At 58.7% G+C, this 14,639-nt stretch carries 14 protein-coding genes; 6 read left to right on the top strand and 8 right to left on the bottom strand.

Annotated elements, in window-relative coordinates:
- Positions 1-137 precede the first annotated feature (137 nt).
- Entirely contained in the window at positions 138-1,802 is a 1,665-nt protein-coding gene (ettA, locus tag BK658_RS16395) for an energy-dependent translational throttle protein EttA (RefSeq protein ID WP_123583175.1), read from the top strand.
- 75 nt (positions 1,803-1,877) lie between these two features.
- Here the strand turns inward: ettA and BK658_RS16390 are convergent, their stop codons facing one another.
- The 4 genes from BK658_RS16390 to BK658_RS16375 form a co-directional block, all read right to left on the bottom strand.
- Positions 1,878-2,369 carry a GreA/GreB family elongation factor gene (locus BK658_RS16390; RefSeq protein WP_123583174.1) on the bottom strand — a complete coding sequence of 164 codons (492 nt, stop codon included), beginning with the start codon at positions 2,367-2,369 and terminating at the stop codon, positions 1,878-1,880.
- Between the two features lie 117 nt (positions 2,370-2,486).
- Positions 2,487-2,792, bottom strand: coding sequence for a chorismate mutase (locus BK658_RS16385; protein ID WP_123583173.1), 306 nt, complete (start codon positions 2,790-2,792; stop codon positions 2,487-2,489).
- Between the two features lie 70 nt (positions 2,793-2,862).
- Entirely contained in the window at positions 2,863-4,716 is a 1,854-nt protein-coding gene (locus BK658_RS16380) for an Lnb N-terminal periplasmic domain-containing protein (RefSeq protein ID WP_123583172.1), read from the bottom strand.
- 89 nt (positions 4,717-4,805) lie between these two features.
- Positions 4,806-5,294 carry a DUF3015 domain-containing protein gene (locus BK658_RS16375; RefSeq protein ID WP_123583171.1) on the bottom strand — a complete coding sequence of 163 codons (489 nt, stop codon included), beginning with the start codon at positions 5,292-5,294 and terminating at the stop codon, positions 4,806-4,808.
- Between the two features lie 278 nt (positions 5,295-5,572).
- Here BK658_RS16375 and BK658_RS16370 point away from each other — a divergent pair, with 278 nt between their 5' ends.
- Together BK658_RS16370 and BK658_RS16365 are read left to right on the top strand one after the other, a co-directional pair.
- On the top strand, positions 5,573-8,017 hold the full coding sequence (locus BK658_RS16370) for a Lon protease family protein (RefSeq protein ID WP_123583170.1): 2,445 nt from the start codon (positions 5,573-5,575) through the stop codon (positions 8,015-8,017).
- A gap of 284 nt (positions 8,018-8,301) precedes the next feature.
- Entirely contained in the window at positions 8,302-8,643 is a 342-nt protein-coding gene (locus tag BK658_RS16365) for a PA4575 family protein (protein ID WP_123583169.1), read from the top strand.
- A 3-nt stretch (positions 8,644-8,646) separates the two neighbouring features.
- Here BK658_RS16365 and BK658_RS16360 read toward each other — a convergent pair whose 3' ends face one another.
- Complete coding sequence (locus tag BK658_RS16360; protein WP_123583168.1) at positions 8,647-10,476, bottom strand: hypothetical protein; 1,830 nt, start codon at positions 10,474-10,476, stop codon at positions 8,647-8,649.
- Positions 10,477-10,637: 161 nt separating this feature from the next.
- Between BK658_RS16360 and BK658_RS16355 the strand changes: the two genes are divergently transcribed.
- The 3 genes from BK658_RS16355 (at position 10,638) to BK658_RS16345 (ending at position 12,313) form a co-directional block, all read left to right on the top strand.
- Positions 10,638-11,126 (top strand): TIGR00645 family protein, encoded by a 489-nt coding sequence (locus tag BK658_RS16355; RefSeq protein ID WP_019691610.1) that lies wholly within the window; start codon positions 10,638-10,640, stop codon positions 11,124-11,126.
- Positions 11,127-11,274: 148 nt separating this feature from the next.
- The gene (locus tag BK658_RS16350) at positions 11,275-11,565 is read left to right on the top strand and encodes a DUF6482 family protein (RefSeq protein WP_123583167.1); all 291 of its coding nucleotides are present in this window, start codon (positions 11,275-11,277) and stop codon (positions 11,563-11,565) included.
- A gap of 130 nt (positions 11,566-11,695) precedes the next feature.
- On the top strand, positions 11,696-12,313 hold the full coding sequence (locus BK658_RS16345) for a BamJ family beta-barrel-assembly machinery protein (protein ID WP_054595509.1): 618 nt from the start codon (positions 11,696-11,698) through the stop codon (positions 12,311-12,313).
- A 144-nt stretch (positions 12,314-12,457) separates the two neighbouring features.
- Here BK658_RS16345 and BK658_RS16340 read toward each other — a convergent pair whose 3' ends face one another.
- From BK658_RS16340 to BK658_RS16325, 3 genes are all read right to left on the bottom strand, one after another.
- A complete protein-coding gene (locus tag BK658_RS16340) occupies positions 12,458-12,715 on the bottom strand; it encodes a PA4570 family protein (protein ID WP_020723531.1) in 258 nt (85 codons plus the stop codon).
- A gap of 205 nt (positions 12,716-12,920) precedes the next feature.
- On the bottom strand, positions 12,921-13,262 hold the full coding sequence (locus BK658_RS16335; RefSeq protein WP_078050159.1) for a zinc ribbon domain-containing protein YjdM: 342 nt from the start codon (positions 13,260-13,262) through the stop codon (positions 12,921-12,923).
- A 183-nt stretch (positions 13,263-13,445) separates the two neighbouring features.
- Positions 13,446-14,414, bottom strand: a complete 969-nt coding sequence (locus BK658_RS16325; RefSeq protein ID WP_054595512.1) for a polyprenyl synthetase family protein — start codon at positions 14,412-14,414, stop codon at positions 13,446-13,448.
- Positions 14,415-14,639: the final 225 nt, after the last annotated feature.

The raw sequence follows: 14,639 nt of genomic DNA, 5'->3' as shown, positions 1-14,639 counted from the left end.
GAGCGTTCCAGCTCTTAGACTCAGGCTTTTTTCGCGCGCACGTATTGATTGATAGCGATCAATCGTTGGCGGCGCGTATGGCCTGGCCCGGGCTTCGCCCGTGCTTATATTCATCAGTCACTGACCCTAGGTTCTCCATGGCTCAATACGTCTTCACCATGCATCGGCTGGGCAAAGTTGTTCCGCCGAAGCGGGAAATCCTGAAAAACATTTCGCTGTCGTTCTTCCCGGGCGCCAAGATCGGCGTGCTCGGCCTCAACGGCTCGGGTAAATCCACACTGTTGAAAATCATGGCCGGCGTCGACACCGAGTTCGACGGCGAAGCCCGTCCGATGCCGGAACTGAACATCGGCTACCTGCCGCAAGAGCCGCTGCTGGATCCGACCAAGACCGTGCGTGACGTGGTCGAGGAAGCGGTCAGCGTGATCAAGGACGCGCAAGCTCGTCTGGATCAGGTCTACGCCGAATACGCCGACCCGGATGCCGACTTCGACAAACTGGCCGCCGAACAGGCCAAGCTCGAAGCCATCCTGCAGGCGGGCGACGGTCATAACCTGGATCGCCAACTGGAAGTCGCCGCCGATGCGCTGCGTCTGCCGGCCTGGGATGCGAAGATCGAACACCTGTCCGGTGGTGAAAAGCGTCGTGTGGCCCTGTGCCGCCTGCTGCTGTCCGCACCTGACATGCTGCTGCTCGACGAACCGACCAACCACCTGGACGCCGACTCCGTAGCCTGGCTGGAGCATTTCCTCCACGACTTCCCGGGTACCGTGGTTGCGATCACGCACGACCGTTACTTCCTGGACAATGTCGCCGGCTGGATTCTGGAACTCGACCGCGGCGCCGGTATTCCTTACGAGGGCAACTATTCGGGCTGGCTTGAAGCCAAGTCCGATCGTCTGGCCGCCGAATCCAAGCAGCAGTCGGCCCATGAAAAGGCCATGAAGGAAGAGCTGGAGTGGGTGCGTAAAGGCGCCAAGGCCCGTCAGTCGAAATCCAAGGCTCGTCTGCAACGCTTCGAAGAAATGCAATCGCAGGAATTCCAGAAGCGCAGCGAAACCAACGAGATCTACATCCCGGCCGGTCCGCGCCTGGGCGACAAGGTCATCGAATTCAAGAACGTTAGCAAGGGCTATGGCGATCGCGTGTTGATCGACAACCTGTCGTTCTCCATGCCTAAAGGCGCCATCGTTGGCGTGATTGGTGGTAACGGTGCGGGTAAATCCACGCTGTTCCGCATGCTGATGGGCAAGGAACAACCGGATTCGGGCACCATCGAAGTCGGTGAAACCGTGCAACTGGCCTGCGTCGACCAGAGCCGTGAAGACCTGGACGGCAGCAAGACTGTGTTCCAGCAGGTCTCCGACGGTTCCGACCAGATCCGCATCGGCAACTACGAGATCCCGTCGCGCACTTACGTCGGCCGTTTCAACTTCAAGGGCGGCGATCAGCAGAAATTCGTCAAGGACCTGTCCGGTGGTGAGCGTGGTCGCTTGCACCTGGCCCTGACCCTGAAAGAGGGCGGCAACGTCCTGCTGCTCGACGAACCGTCCAACGACCTCGACGTTGAAACCCTGCGTTCGCTGGAAGAAGCCCTATTGGACTTCCCGGGCGCCGCCATTGTGATCTCTCACGATCGGTGGTTCCTTGACCGCGTCGCGACTCACATCCTGGCGTACGAAGACGACTCGCAAGCGGTGTTCTTCGAAGGTAACTACACCGAGTACGAAGCCGACCGCAAAAAGCGTCTTGGCGATGCCGCTTCCCAGCCACACCGGGTGCGTCACAAGAAACTGGCCTGATAGGCCGGTTATGTGAAAAACGGAGCCTTCGGGCTCCGTTTTTTTTGCGCGCCATTTCCAGGCCAGGGGTGTGATTTAAATCGGCTCGATGCGGATGATTTCGATCAACTGATCGCCGGCGGGCCGTTGCCAGAGCACTTCGTCGTTCAGCTGTGCACCGAGCAGTGCCCGTCCCAGCGGTGAGCTCCAGTTGATCAGGCCTTTGGCGGCATTGGCCTGATCTTCGCCAACCAGTTGCACGCGTCGTTCGGTGCCGAGTTCATCGGCGTACGTCACCCAACTGCCAATCTGCACTTTTTTGGTGGAAGTGGCCGGTGTCACCACTTGAGCGCTTTGCAGGCGTTGCTTGAAGTAACGCAGATCACGCTCGAGATCGGCCAGCCACTGTGGGTCAGCCTCCTCGCGGGCCGATTGTTCGCCGTGCAGGGTTTGCAACTCGGCGACTTTGGCCTGCAGCAGTGCCAGGCCTTCGGGCGTGACGTAGTTAGGCTGCGTGCTGACTTGGCGTTCCACCGGTTGGTCGGCTGGTGCAGCGGCGTTATCTTCATTGACGAAAGCGCGGCTCATGGCGGTTCTCCCTGAATGGGGTTTCGGCCATCGTCGCAGGCTTCTGGTTTCGAAGGTTGTCCGAAAACGACTTGCTGCGAGCGATAGGCCCTTGCTGCACCCGTGGAAGGGTGGTGATCAACCCGTCGTCGTGGTTGCAAGGTGGGCGTGTTCAGCCAGCTCTTGTTCGATGAACGCGGCGATCATGGCTCGATACATTTGCTCGATGACCTGTGGGTTGGCGCCGACCTCTTCAGACAGCGCCCGGACTTTGGCGATGACCTGTTCAACACGCTGCGGTGCTTTCACCGCGTCGCTGTCTTTCTTGAAGCGAGCGGCCTGCGACACATAAGCGCCGCGCTCGGCCAGCAGGCTGACGATTTGCCGATCCAGCCGGTCAATGTTGTCGCGTACTTCCTCGAGGGAACAGCAGTTGACATCCATGTCGTTTGAGTTCCTTGTATAAACATAGCTTTCAATGTGGGGAATTCACACTCCTACAGGGGAGCGGGATTCAATAGTGATACCACTTCAGTTCCAGCATGACTTCGTTTTCAGGCGAGGCAATGTGGCTGAACTCGCGCTGGGCGCTTAGGCGCAGGCCCAGGTTACGCGACAGTTCCCACTGCTGGTTCAGGCTCAGGCTACGCCGCACTTCACCGTTAGTGAAGTAATCACCTTTGGTTTCCAGGCTCAGATTGCCCAACGGGTTCTTCCACAGAACACCACTGTTGAAACCGGCGGCGGGAGCGATGAAACCGGCAAAGTCGCTGTTGTGCTCGATGCGTACGGTGCCAAGGGTGAAGCCCAGAACGTCGTCGCCCAGTTGCCAGGTGCCACCGGCGCCGCCGTTGACATGGCTGACCAGGGTTTCGTCGTCATGCTTTCCTGGGACCCGTTCCAGGCCGCCGGTGACTTGCCAGGACCAGGGTTGCAGCAGTTCGTTGCGCGGGGTCAGGGAGCGGATGGTCGCCAGGTCCAGTTGCTGCAATTGCCAGTGATTGCCTTCGTACTGGCGCAGCTTCATCTGGAGAATTTCAATCTGTGCACCGAGAGGAAAGCTTTCGGCGTTGTCGTTGAGGTCGTGATAGGCCATGCGCAGGCCGTATTCACCAAAGGCCTTGTCACCACGGGTGCCGATGCCCGCCTGCCAGGTGCGCGACTCGTGACCGTTTTCCGGCAGGCCCGGGCGTTCGATGGACAGCTCCGGTGCCGGGTTCTGATTGATCGCCCGCAACAGCTCGAAACTCCGTTGTGCACGCTGTGGGTCGCGTTCCTGGCCGTTGGCACGGTAGCGCTCAAGACGGTAGGCCGCGTCGATAATCAATGCCTGACGATCACGTGGCAGCGCCTTGAAGGTCGGCTCCTGCAAGTGTTTCTGGTCGGCGCTGACCTTCAGCACCCATTGCTGCTCATCGCCTGAGAGCGGTTTGGCGCGGCTCAACAGCTCACGCTCGCGGGACGGACGGTAATCGATTTTTTCCACCAGTCCTGCGTCTTTTACGGCTTTGACAGTGTCGGTGGGAATTGCGGTCAGCGGGAATTGTTCGGTGAGCCTGAGGCTTGGCCGCGCCACTTGCAGCAACTCCAGCAAGCGGTAGGAGCAGTTTTCATCGAAGAAGAAATAATCGAACTGAATCTGCTTGAGCTCCCAGATGTGCTCGACCATGCGCTCGGTTTCTGCCTGCGTCAGGTTCAACCGGTATTCCCACAGATCGCGGTTTTCCAGGCTGCGGTATTCCGAGAGTTTTTCCTGGTAGGGCACCAGCGCGAACAACCCCGGATAACCGCCCATCAGGCCTTTCCAGGCATACAGAATGCTGTTGTCCGAGCCTTCGATATAGGCGCCGAAATTGATCGCGTAACTGAGCAGGGCAGTGTGGTCGGTTTGCACGTCGGCCTGATCGATGCGCAACAAGGTATGACCGAACATCGATGACGGACTGTTCAGGTAGGCTGCCGGAAAGATCATCACCGCGCTGTGGGGCGATACGTCCTTGAACCATTGTTTGAACTCGCTGCAGTCCACTGTCGGCAAATCGTTCAGGTTCAGTTGGGCTTTCAACCAGCGGGTACGCGCCGGGTAAACACATTGCGCGTGCTGCTGGCCTTTGCTGGCCGGGGCATAGAGCGCTTGTACGGTGGCCGCCAGCTCTGCGTCGGGATGCTCGGCGCCATTTGTTGCCAGGAAAAACTTCTTGTCGCTGACATAGCTGCGCCAGCCGCCGAGCTTTGCGCTTTCGTAGTGGCCCAGGGAAATCCAGAACGGGTCGTTGGCCAGTTGCTGCAAGTGTTGGTTGTCGATTCGAGGCGCGGCGGACAGCGGGGCGCAGACAAACAGCGCCAGACAGGCAAGGCGTTTGAGCATGGTGGGCTACTTAATTCAAAAAAAGACCCAAAGAGGGCTAGGTCCAAAAAACAAAACCCGCTCCGGTAACAGAGCGGGTGAGGCCGAGCTTAAGCCGGGGTGGCATATTTGGCCAGGCGAGCATCGCCTTTGAGCACGGCCAGGGTATTGGTATGCACGTCTTCAGCGGTCACGTCAGCCTTGCTGAAGATCTGCTGGAAGTGCTCATGGGTGACAGAGGCAAAATACGCGCGGTCTTGCGGGGCGACGCCCAGTACCACGGCATAGGTGGTCAGCGCTTCGCCTTGACCCTTGGCCATGTCTTCGGACAGTTCATTCATCATGCCGTTCATGGCAATCCAGGATTTGCCGCCGTAGGTCAGCGCGGAGTTGGTTGCGCAACCGTTGGTGCCGGATGTCATGCCGAAAGTAGCGTTGCCGGAGGTGCCGTTGGTGGTGGATGCCAGGAAGTGTGCCGGGGTGCCACGCTGACCTTCGAACAGCATGTTGCCCCAACCGCAATCCGGGCCGCCTGGCGCCTGGGCCATGGCGTTGAGGGATGCAACGGTGAAGAGAGTACCAAGAAGAATCCGTTTCATAGCTGTGTTCTCTTTTGTTTGCGTTCCAATGGACAGGAGATCTGGCGCCGCTCTGGCGCCATTGGGCCGGTGATTAGTCCAGCCGCGCAGTTTGGAGTCTAGGCACGATCCAGGGGTTCCGTGTTTTTTCGCCAAACATTCCCGGTCATCATTGATTTAGCCCCGTCCCGTCCGGGGTTCGGCGCTTGACTATGCTTTTACCCAAGGCGCGCCTTGCCAGTCAGGCACGGGCAGCGCCAGAATGCCTTCAATTGCCCCGCCTGATGTAAGGAAGCCCGATGCCCGATCCTGTTGCTGCCAGCTTGCGTCTAGCGCCTGAAGCGCTGACCCGTCCGTTTTCCGCTGAACAGTTCAGCTTCTCTACCACCAATGAGCTGGAGCCTTTTCGCGGTGTGCTCGGCCAGGAACGTGCGGTTGAAGCCTTGCAGTTCGGTGTGGCCATGCCACGCCCCGGTTACAACGTGTTTGTCATGGGTGAGCCCGGCACTGGCCGGTTCTCTTTCGTCAAGCGCTACCTGAAAGCCGAAGGCAAACGCCTGCAGACCCCGGCGGACTGGGTCTACGTCAACAATTTCGATGAGCCGCGCGAACCACGCGCACTGGAGTTGCCGTCGGGGACGGCCGGTGCGTTCATCACCGACATCAACGGCCTGATCGACAACCTGCTGGCGACGTTTCCAGCGGTCTTCGAGCACCCGTCCTACCAGCAAAAGAAAAGCTCCATCGACCGCGCCTTCAATCAGCGCTACGACCGTGCACTGGACGTGATCGAGCGCCTGGCGTTGGAGAAAGAAGTCGCGCTGTACCGTGACAGCACCAACATCGCCTTCACCCCGATGAGTGAAGGCAAGGCGCTGGACGAGGCGGAATTCGCCCAGTTGCCGGAGGCCGTTCGCGAGCGCTTCCACGACGACATTTCCGGACTGGAGGAGCGGCTGAACGAAGAGTTGGCCAGCTTGCCGCAGTGGAAGCGCGAGTCGAGCAATCAGTTGCGCCAGCTCAACGAAGAAACCATCACCCTGGCTCTGCAGCCATTGCTTTCGCCGCTGTCGGAAAAGTACGCAGAAAATGCGGCGGTGTGCGGTTACCTGCAAGCGATGCAGGTGTATCTGCTCAAGACGGTGGTCGAGCAATTGGTCGATGACAGCAAGACCGACGCGGTCGCCCGTAAGTTGCTCGAAGAGCAATATGGCCCGAGCCTGGTGGTCGGTCATCCGCACAGTGGCGGTGCCCCCGTGGTGTTCGAACCGCACCCGACTTACGACAACCTGTTCGGCCGTATCGAGTACAGCACTGATCAGGGCGCGCTCTACACCACCTATCGGCAATTGCGTCCAGGTGCGCTGCACCGGGCCAACGGCGGCTTCCTGATTCTGGAAGCCGAAAAAATGCTCAGCGAACCCTTTGTCTGGGATGCGCTGAAGCGGGCCTTGCAGTCACGCAAACTGAAAATGGAATCGCCGCTGGGCGAGCTGGGCCGACTGGCCACGGTGACCCTGACACCGCAACATATTCCGTTGCAGGTCAAAGTCGTCATCATTGGCGCACGCCAGTTGTATTACACGCTGCAAGACCTCGATCCGGATTTCCAGGAGATGTTCCGGGTACTGGTGGATTTCGATGAAGACATCCCGATGGTCGATGAGAGCCTTGAGCAGTTCGCTCAGTTGCTCAAGACCCGGACCTCGGAAGAAGGCATGGCCCCGCTGACCGCCGATGCGGTGGCGCGTCTGGCGACCTACAGTGCGCGGCTGGCCGAGCATCAGGGCCGTTTGTCGGCGCGCATTGGCGATCTGTTCCAGTTGGTCAGCGAGGCGGACTTCATTCGTGATCTGGCCGGTGACGAGATGACCGACGCCGGGCACATCGAGCGTGCGCTCAAGGCCAAGGCCACCCGCACCGGGCGCGTGTCGGCACGGATTCTCGATGACATGCTGGCGGGGATCATCCTGATCGACACCGCAGGAGCGGCGGTCGGCAAGTGCAACGGGCTGACGGTGCTGGAGGTCGGCGACTCGGCGTTCGGCATACCGGCGCGAATCTCTGCCACGGTTTACCCCGGTGGCAGCGGCATCGTCGACATCGAGCGTGAGGTCAACCTCGGGCAGCCGATCCACTCCAAGGGCGTGATGATCCTCACCGGGTATCTGGGCAGCCGTTATGCCCAGGAATTCCCGTTGGCGATCTCGGCCAGTATCGCGCTGGAACAATCCTACGGTTACGTCGATGGCGACAGTGCCTCGCTGGGCGAGGCCTGCACGTTGATTTCGGCATTGTCGAAAACCCCGCTCAAGCAGTGCTTCGCGATTACCGGTTCGATCAACCAGTTCGGTGAAGTGCAGGCGGTGGGCGGGGTCAACGAGAAGATCGAAGGCTTCTTCCGTCTTTGCGAGGCGCGTGGTTTGACCGGCGAGCAGGGCGCGATCATTCCTCAGGCCAACGTCGCCACATTGATGCTCGATGAGCGGGTGCTGACGGCTGTGCGTGCCGGGCAGTTCCATGTCTATGCGGTGCGTCAGGCCGATGAGGCACTGAGCCTGCTGGTGGGCGAACCGGCCGGCGAGCCGGACGAAGAGGGTCAGTTCCCGGAGGGCAGCGTCAACGCGCGCGTGGTGGAGCGTTTGCGGGTGATCGCGGAAATGATCAGCGAAGATGATTTGAAAGAGGCCGAGAAGGAGCATGCGCAGGCGCAGGAAGCATTGGTTGCGGCCAAGCCTGCCTGACCCCCGAAGCTGTACACAGCCATTGTGGCGAGGGAGCAAGCTCCCTCGCCACGGGTTTGTTTTTGGCACTGGATTGCATTGTCCCGTCGTCATCGTGGTAACGCTTTATTGCCGCCCGGATGACGTCAAAAAACCAACAACGACCATTCGGCGCCTTCTAAGCTCCGTCAACTTGCTGACTCGACTTTTCTTCTATGCTCAGGTCAAGGACATCGACAGTCATCACTGGATCGAGACAGCCTTCCCGTGGAGGCTGAATGCCAGATTTACCGAGGGTCGCCGCCATGTCGCGCAACCTCTGCCTCACCCGCCAATGCCTGGGACTGGTTACCCGTATCGAATGCAGTATTCGCCCGCTTGCGGGGGACACCGGTATGTGGACCTTGTTGTTTGCCGCCGGAATGGCCGGCGAGCAACCTTCCGCCATCAAGGCCCAAGGTCCGTTTCATGGTCCTTTCGTGGCCGAATCGATACTCGATACCATCGTTGAAAGTCTGACCCTGCACGGCTATCAACTGGCCGATGACCCGCAAATCTGGTGTTTGCACTTGCAAGCCCAACTGCGGGAAATCAATGGTGGACGCTGCCGAAATCCGGGTGGTTTTCAGTTCAACCCCGAGCATTAGTGACTATTCGACAGGGTTGGGGTTTTCGGCCTTGTCGAGCTTGACCTCGAAACCGTATTCGACGGTATTGAGGTTGGTGCGCTGGTAGGTTTCCAGGCTGCTCGGCTGGCCGTAGAAATAATGCACCTCAAACATCGCCGGGCCTTCTGCGCTGGCGTCGTGGCTGACCGCAAGAATCTCCTTCAGGTAATTTCCGCTCGCGTCCTTGGCGAAGAAGCGCCAGTTCTGGGCGGGGAATACTTTCTGGTCAACCACCAGGGCGTTGCCCTTGAGCTCCAGGCCTTTGGGCAGTTTCTGGGTGTCAAGGTTGTCTTTTGCAATATTGGCCAGAAACAACGGCATCGAGCCGACAGCATACGCCGGCGTTTCGGGGAACAAGGTCAGGTCGTACGTGATGGTGGCGCGCAGCGGGTCGATTTCGAAGGCCTCGGCTGGCAATTCGATGGGCTCGCCACGTTTGCCCTTATCGTCCTGGGTGAAGAAGGTCACGGGGGTGTCGCCAGGGCTGAATGAGGAGCCGAGCAGTTCGTCGTTGAAGGTTTTCGGGTGATCGAATTCGATGCGTGCTGCACTGGCGTCCTCGACGGACTGATTGACGTGGATGTTCTTTTTCAGCTGTTCCTCATCCAGTGTGGCGCTTTTGAGCCAGGTTGCGGCCTGATCGTCGTACACGACCACGGGCAGGTTCAGGCTCTGGATGGTTTTATCCGTGGTATTGCGGTCGAAGCGGCGTACTGGCAGTTCCAGGTCCTTGCGGGTCACGGTGACGGCCGAGAAGTCGAGGACGTTGACTTCGAGGTTTTCGATGGGGCCGTTGAAGTACACCTTGGTGTAATGATGAGTCTGCTTGTGCTCGAACGCCTGTTGCTCGTCTTCGAGCTGTTTTTCGAACGCATCGCTCCAGGCGGTCTGCTTCTGCATCTCGGCCAGTTGTTTTTGATAGAACCCGATTTGTGCGGCATCTTCGTTGATCGAGCCCGAGCGTGAGAGAAGCTGCCCGGTCGTGTCCCTGGCCTGGACAATCAGCGGATTGAGCGGGGTATCGCTGACGTCTGGCGCCAGTGCCGCGCTGTTGTTGACTTCGACCTCGGTGTAGTTCTTTTCGAGAGCTCGCAGGGTGACGCTGATGTTGTCGTCAGTGCGGGTCTGACCCACATCCTTTTTCGTCAGGTCGAAGGTGAATACCTTACGCGGTGCAATGACCTCGACTTTACCTTTCAGGGTTGTCGGTTGCGGCTGGCTTTTGCTGTCGATGTTCTCGCCCTCGACAAAAGGGTAGGCCAGGGTCAGGTCATCCGGATTGGTCAGGCTGGCGCTTGAAGGGCTCAACTGAATCCCGGGATCGGTTTCCGACCATTCGGGCTGGAAAGGGACGACCTTCTTGTTGCTCAGCGTGACCGACTGCCATTCCAGCCCATGCGGGAAGGGAAACTCGGAAGGCATGTTGAAATTGAAGGGGAACACCGGCTGCAAGTCGGTCAGGTAGTCGGAGCTGGAGTCCTTGCGCAATACGAACAGGCCATTGATGTAGGTGTCGACCAGCGCCTGTGGGGTTGGATAGTGCTTGAGCAGGGCCATGGCGTCTTCGCCGTATTCGGTGGCGATCGGCTTGATGGCAAGCTTTTGCTGTGCGCGCTCGAGCAGCAGCAACGAGCCGCCTAAGTTGGCCACGGCATCCTTGAGCTGGGGATCCTGAATCGCGTCCAGCGACTTCTCGAACTGTGCGGTCTTCTCTTCGAGGCTCTGCGGGTGCTTCTCATCGCTGGGTGAGCAGCCGCCGATCAGTACCGCGAGGCAAAGGCCGACAGTCGTTAAAGGCAATCGCAAATCCATTTTCCGGTTTTCCTCTATAACGCAAATAAACGATGCGAATGCTTTGGACACTAGCAGAAAAACGCTTTGGTAGACTCGCAGGTTGCGGATTTGTCTGCGGTTTATGGGGTTTTGAGCGGCTGATATACTCGCCGCCGTTTAAAACCCTTGTGTGAGATTTAATGGAACGTTTTGTCGAAAATGCAATGTACGCCTCGCGCTGGCTGCTGGCGCCGATCTACTTCGGTTTGTCCCTGGGCCTGCTGGCCCTGGCGCTGAAATTCTTTCAGGAAGTCTTCCACGTTATTCCCAACGTGTTCTCGATGGCCGAATCCGATCTGATTCTGGTGCTGTTGTCGTTGATCGACATGGCGCTGGTGGGCGGCTTGCTGGTGATGGTGATGATTTCCGGCTACGAAAACTTCGTGTCCGAACTCGACATCGATGAAGGCAAGGAGAAGCTCAACTGGTTGGGCACGATGGACTCTTCTTCCCTGAAGATGAAAGTTGCGGCCTCGATCGTGGCCATTTCCTCGATTCACCTGTTGCGTATCTTCATGGACGCCAGGAATGTCGATCCCGAGCACCTGAAGTGGTACGTGATCATTCACATGACCTTCGTGATCTCGGCGTTTGCCATGGGTTACCTGGACAAGCTGACCAAGCACTGATCCGCTTGGGAGTGCTCCCTGTGGCGAGCGAGCTTGCTCGCCACAGCCGTTGTGAAACGGACGGGCGGCGGCGTTTGTGGCTTGTGCTTTTGTGCGCCGAGGCATATCCCTGTAAGTGTCTTGGCTCGCCATTGCGCGGGGTACGCTCATGAACCTGCAAGAGTTGAACGCCTATGCCGTCGCCGGGAAGGTCGATGAGCTGAATCTGATCTCGATGGAAGGCGGGATTTATCTGTTGGAGGCACGGATACATGGCGCCGCTCATCCGCTTGACGACACCCATGGGCAAACACTGCGTCTGCGTTCGGTGGAACATGCTCGTGAAGTTCTTCATGCCTTTCCCAAGCTGACATTCAACCTGATTCACACCTCGGTGCACGACGAGATGTGCGGTCTGGGCACTAGTGGGGAAGAGAGCCTGAAGGTGCCCATCTCCTGATAGCGCTGATAGCCCTGATCACCGCAATGGCATCTGTGCTAGTCTGCTCGCCCTTTTGGTTCCGGGCGCTCCGGGATGCGCTGTGCACGCACGGCAATGTCCCGAGCCGTCCGCACAGCGGAGCAGTGTCATGTCCGAAGTAAATCTGTCTACCGACGAAACCCGCGTCAGCTACGGTATTGGCCGTCAGTTGGGCGACCAACTGCGCGACAACCCGCCACCGGGCGTTAGCCTGGACGCGATCCTGGCCGGTCTCACCGACGCATTCGCCGGTAAGGAAAGCCGTGTTGGCCAGGAAGCAATGTCTGCCAGCTTCAAGGTTATCCGCGAAATCATGCAAGCCGAAGCTGCTGCCAAGGCTGAAGCGGCCGCTGGCGAAGGCCTGGCATTCCTGGCTGAAAACGCCAAGCGTGACGGCATCACTACTCTGGCTTCCGGCCTGCAGTTCGAAGTACTGACTCAAGGTGAAGGCGCCAAGCCAACCCGTGAAGATCAAGTGCGCACCCACTACCATGGCACACTGATCGACGGCACTGTGTTCGACAGCTCCTACGATCGTGGTCAGCCTGCAGAATTCCCGGTTGGCGGCGTGATCGCCGGCTGGACCGAAGCCCTGCAACTGATGAACGCCGGTAGCAAATGGCGCCTGTACGTGCCGAGCGAACTGGCTTACGGCGCACAAGGCGTTGGCAGCATTCCGCCGCACAGCGTTCTGGTCTTCGACGTCGAGCTGCTCGACGTTCTGTAAGCCCTGGCCTGTTGTTATGACGGGCTAATGTGGGAGCGAGCCTGCTCGCGATGGCATCACCTCGGTTTCACAGGAAAACCGAGTTGACCGCATCGTCGGAACGCCGCCCGGAGCATGCTCGCTCCCACAGTCTTTTGCGGTGTCTCATAGTTCGATCTTGTGGTGCAGATCATTCATCGGGCGCAATGCCCGGGCGTAGCAGAATAGAAACAGGTTGCGTACCAGCTCCTTGAGCACCACTGGCTCGCTGGAACTCAGGCCATTGAGGTCGAGGTCGCCCTGGTCTTGCAGCTCACTCAAGGCTTCTTCTTCCAATACCGCACACACTTCCCCGGTTTCCCGATGCAGGATCCTGAGGTACGGGTGTGGACGATCCAGCCATGCATCGATCAAATAAGTCATGATGCTCATCTCCTTTTTAATGGTTTGATGAGAATAATTCCTATTAAATTAATAGCAAGTGCCTATTGGCGGTTTCTGCTGTTTTCTGAGGGGGAATTGCTGAGGGTCAAAACGGCTGGCGTTTTGCTATTGGACGGGATTGCAGGGGGATCAGGCGAGGGTGAGGCTCCATCCCACGCAGGGCGCAGGATGGAATACGGCAGGTTCAGACTTTTCTGACGAACTCGGATTTGAGCTTCATCGGGCCGATACCGTCGATCTTGCAGTCGATGTCGTGGTCGCCATCGCACAGGCGGATGTTCTTGACCTTGGTGCCGACCTTGACCACCAGCGATGTGCCCTTGACCTTGAGGTCCTTGATCACAGTGATGGTGTCGCCATCTTGCAGGACGTTGCCGACCGAATCCTTTTTCACGGTGTCATCGGAAGCGGCTTCGGCTTCGCCATTGGCGGACCACTCGTGGGCGCATTCTGGGCAGATCAGTTGGGCGCCGTCTTCATAGGTGTATTCGGAATTGCATTTCGGGCAGGGTGGCAACGTGCTCACTAAAGCTCCTTGGATTCAGGATGGCTAAAAGCGCACATTATATAGGGTTTTAGGCGGGAGGGGGGGGCGGCGGTGACGAACCTGTGGGAGCGGGCTTGCTCGCGATGACGGCTTAACATTCAACATAAGTGTCGACTGTCAGTCCGCTATCGCGAGCAGGCTCGCTCCCACATGGGGCGCGTGTCAGTGCGTGCGGGCGACCGCAAACTCGCTCAGTTCGACCAATGCATCCCGGTATTCGCTGGCGGGCAGCATTTCGAGGCATTTGATCGCACGGGCCACGTAATCGCGGGCCAGTTGTGCGGTGTAGTCCAGCGAGCCCGAGGCTTCCACGGCAGCGCGGATGCTTTCCAGGTCTTCGATACCACCTTTCTGAATCGCCCGGCGCACCAGTGCCGCTTGCTCTGGTGTGCCTTCGCGCATGGTGTAGATCAGCGGCAGGGTCGGTTTGCCTTCGGCCAGATCATCACCGACGTTCTTGCCCAGGGTTTCTGCGTCGCCTTTGTAATCCAGCAGGTCGTCGACCAACTGGAAGGCCACTCCGAGGTGGTCGCCAAAGGTGCGCAAGGCTTCGCTCTGTTCTGGCGTAGCGCCAGCCAGGGCTGCGGCACTGTGGGTCGAAGCCTCGAAAAGCATCGCGGTTTTGCCGCGGATGACTTCCATGTAGGTTTCTTCGGTAGTGCTGGCGTCGCGCACCTTGGACAGCTGCAGGACTTCGCCTTCGGCGATGATCCGCGTGGCTTGCGAGAGAATCTTCATCACCGGCATCGAGCCCAGTTCGACCATCATCTCGAACGAGCGCGAGTACAGGAAATCCCCCACCAGCACGCTCGGGGCATTGCCCCACATGGCGTTGGCAGTCGAGCGGCCACGGCGCATGCCGGACATGTCGACCACGTCGTCATGCAGCAGGGTGGCGGTGTGCAGGAACTCGATGGTGGCGGCCAGCAGGCGCATGTCGTCGCCTTCGCGACCCAAGGCCTTGCCACACAACAACACTAATAAAGGACGCAGGCGTTTACCGCCAGCCGAGGTAATGTAATCGCCGATTTTCGATACCAGCGGCACTCGGGAAGTCAGCTGCTTCTTGATGATGCCGTCGACGGCGTTAAAATCGTCCGCCACCGCGCGGTAGAAAGCTTGGGGTTGCATCAGCGACAGTCGCTCCAGAAGGGTTGCGCGGCATGCTAGGACCCACGTCCGGGCCTGTCAAGGCGCGATGGACGGCCACTTGCAACGTGCTCGCGCCTTGCGTACAATCGCGCACCCTGAACTTCCTGGGCAGCACCTGCCTTACGCAATTGCATTTGGGTCGTTCCATCCCATGCAGCCATGCCAGCCAATACCTCTTCTTATAAAGAGCTGGGTGAGCAGGAT

The sequence above is a fragment of the Pseudomonas brassicacearum genome (assembly GCF_003732175.1).
Lineage (GTDB): Bacteria > Pseudomonadota > Gammaproteobacteria > Pseudomonadales > Pseudomonadaceae > Aquipseudomonas > Aquipseudomonas brassicacearum_G.
This window is presented reverse-complemented; position numbering and strand designations above follow the sequence as displayed.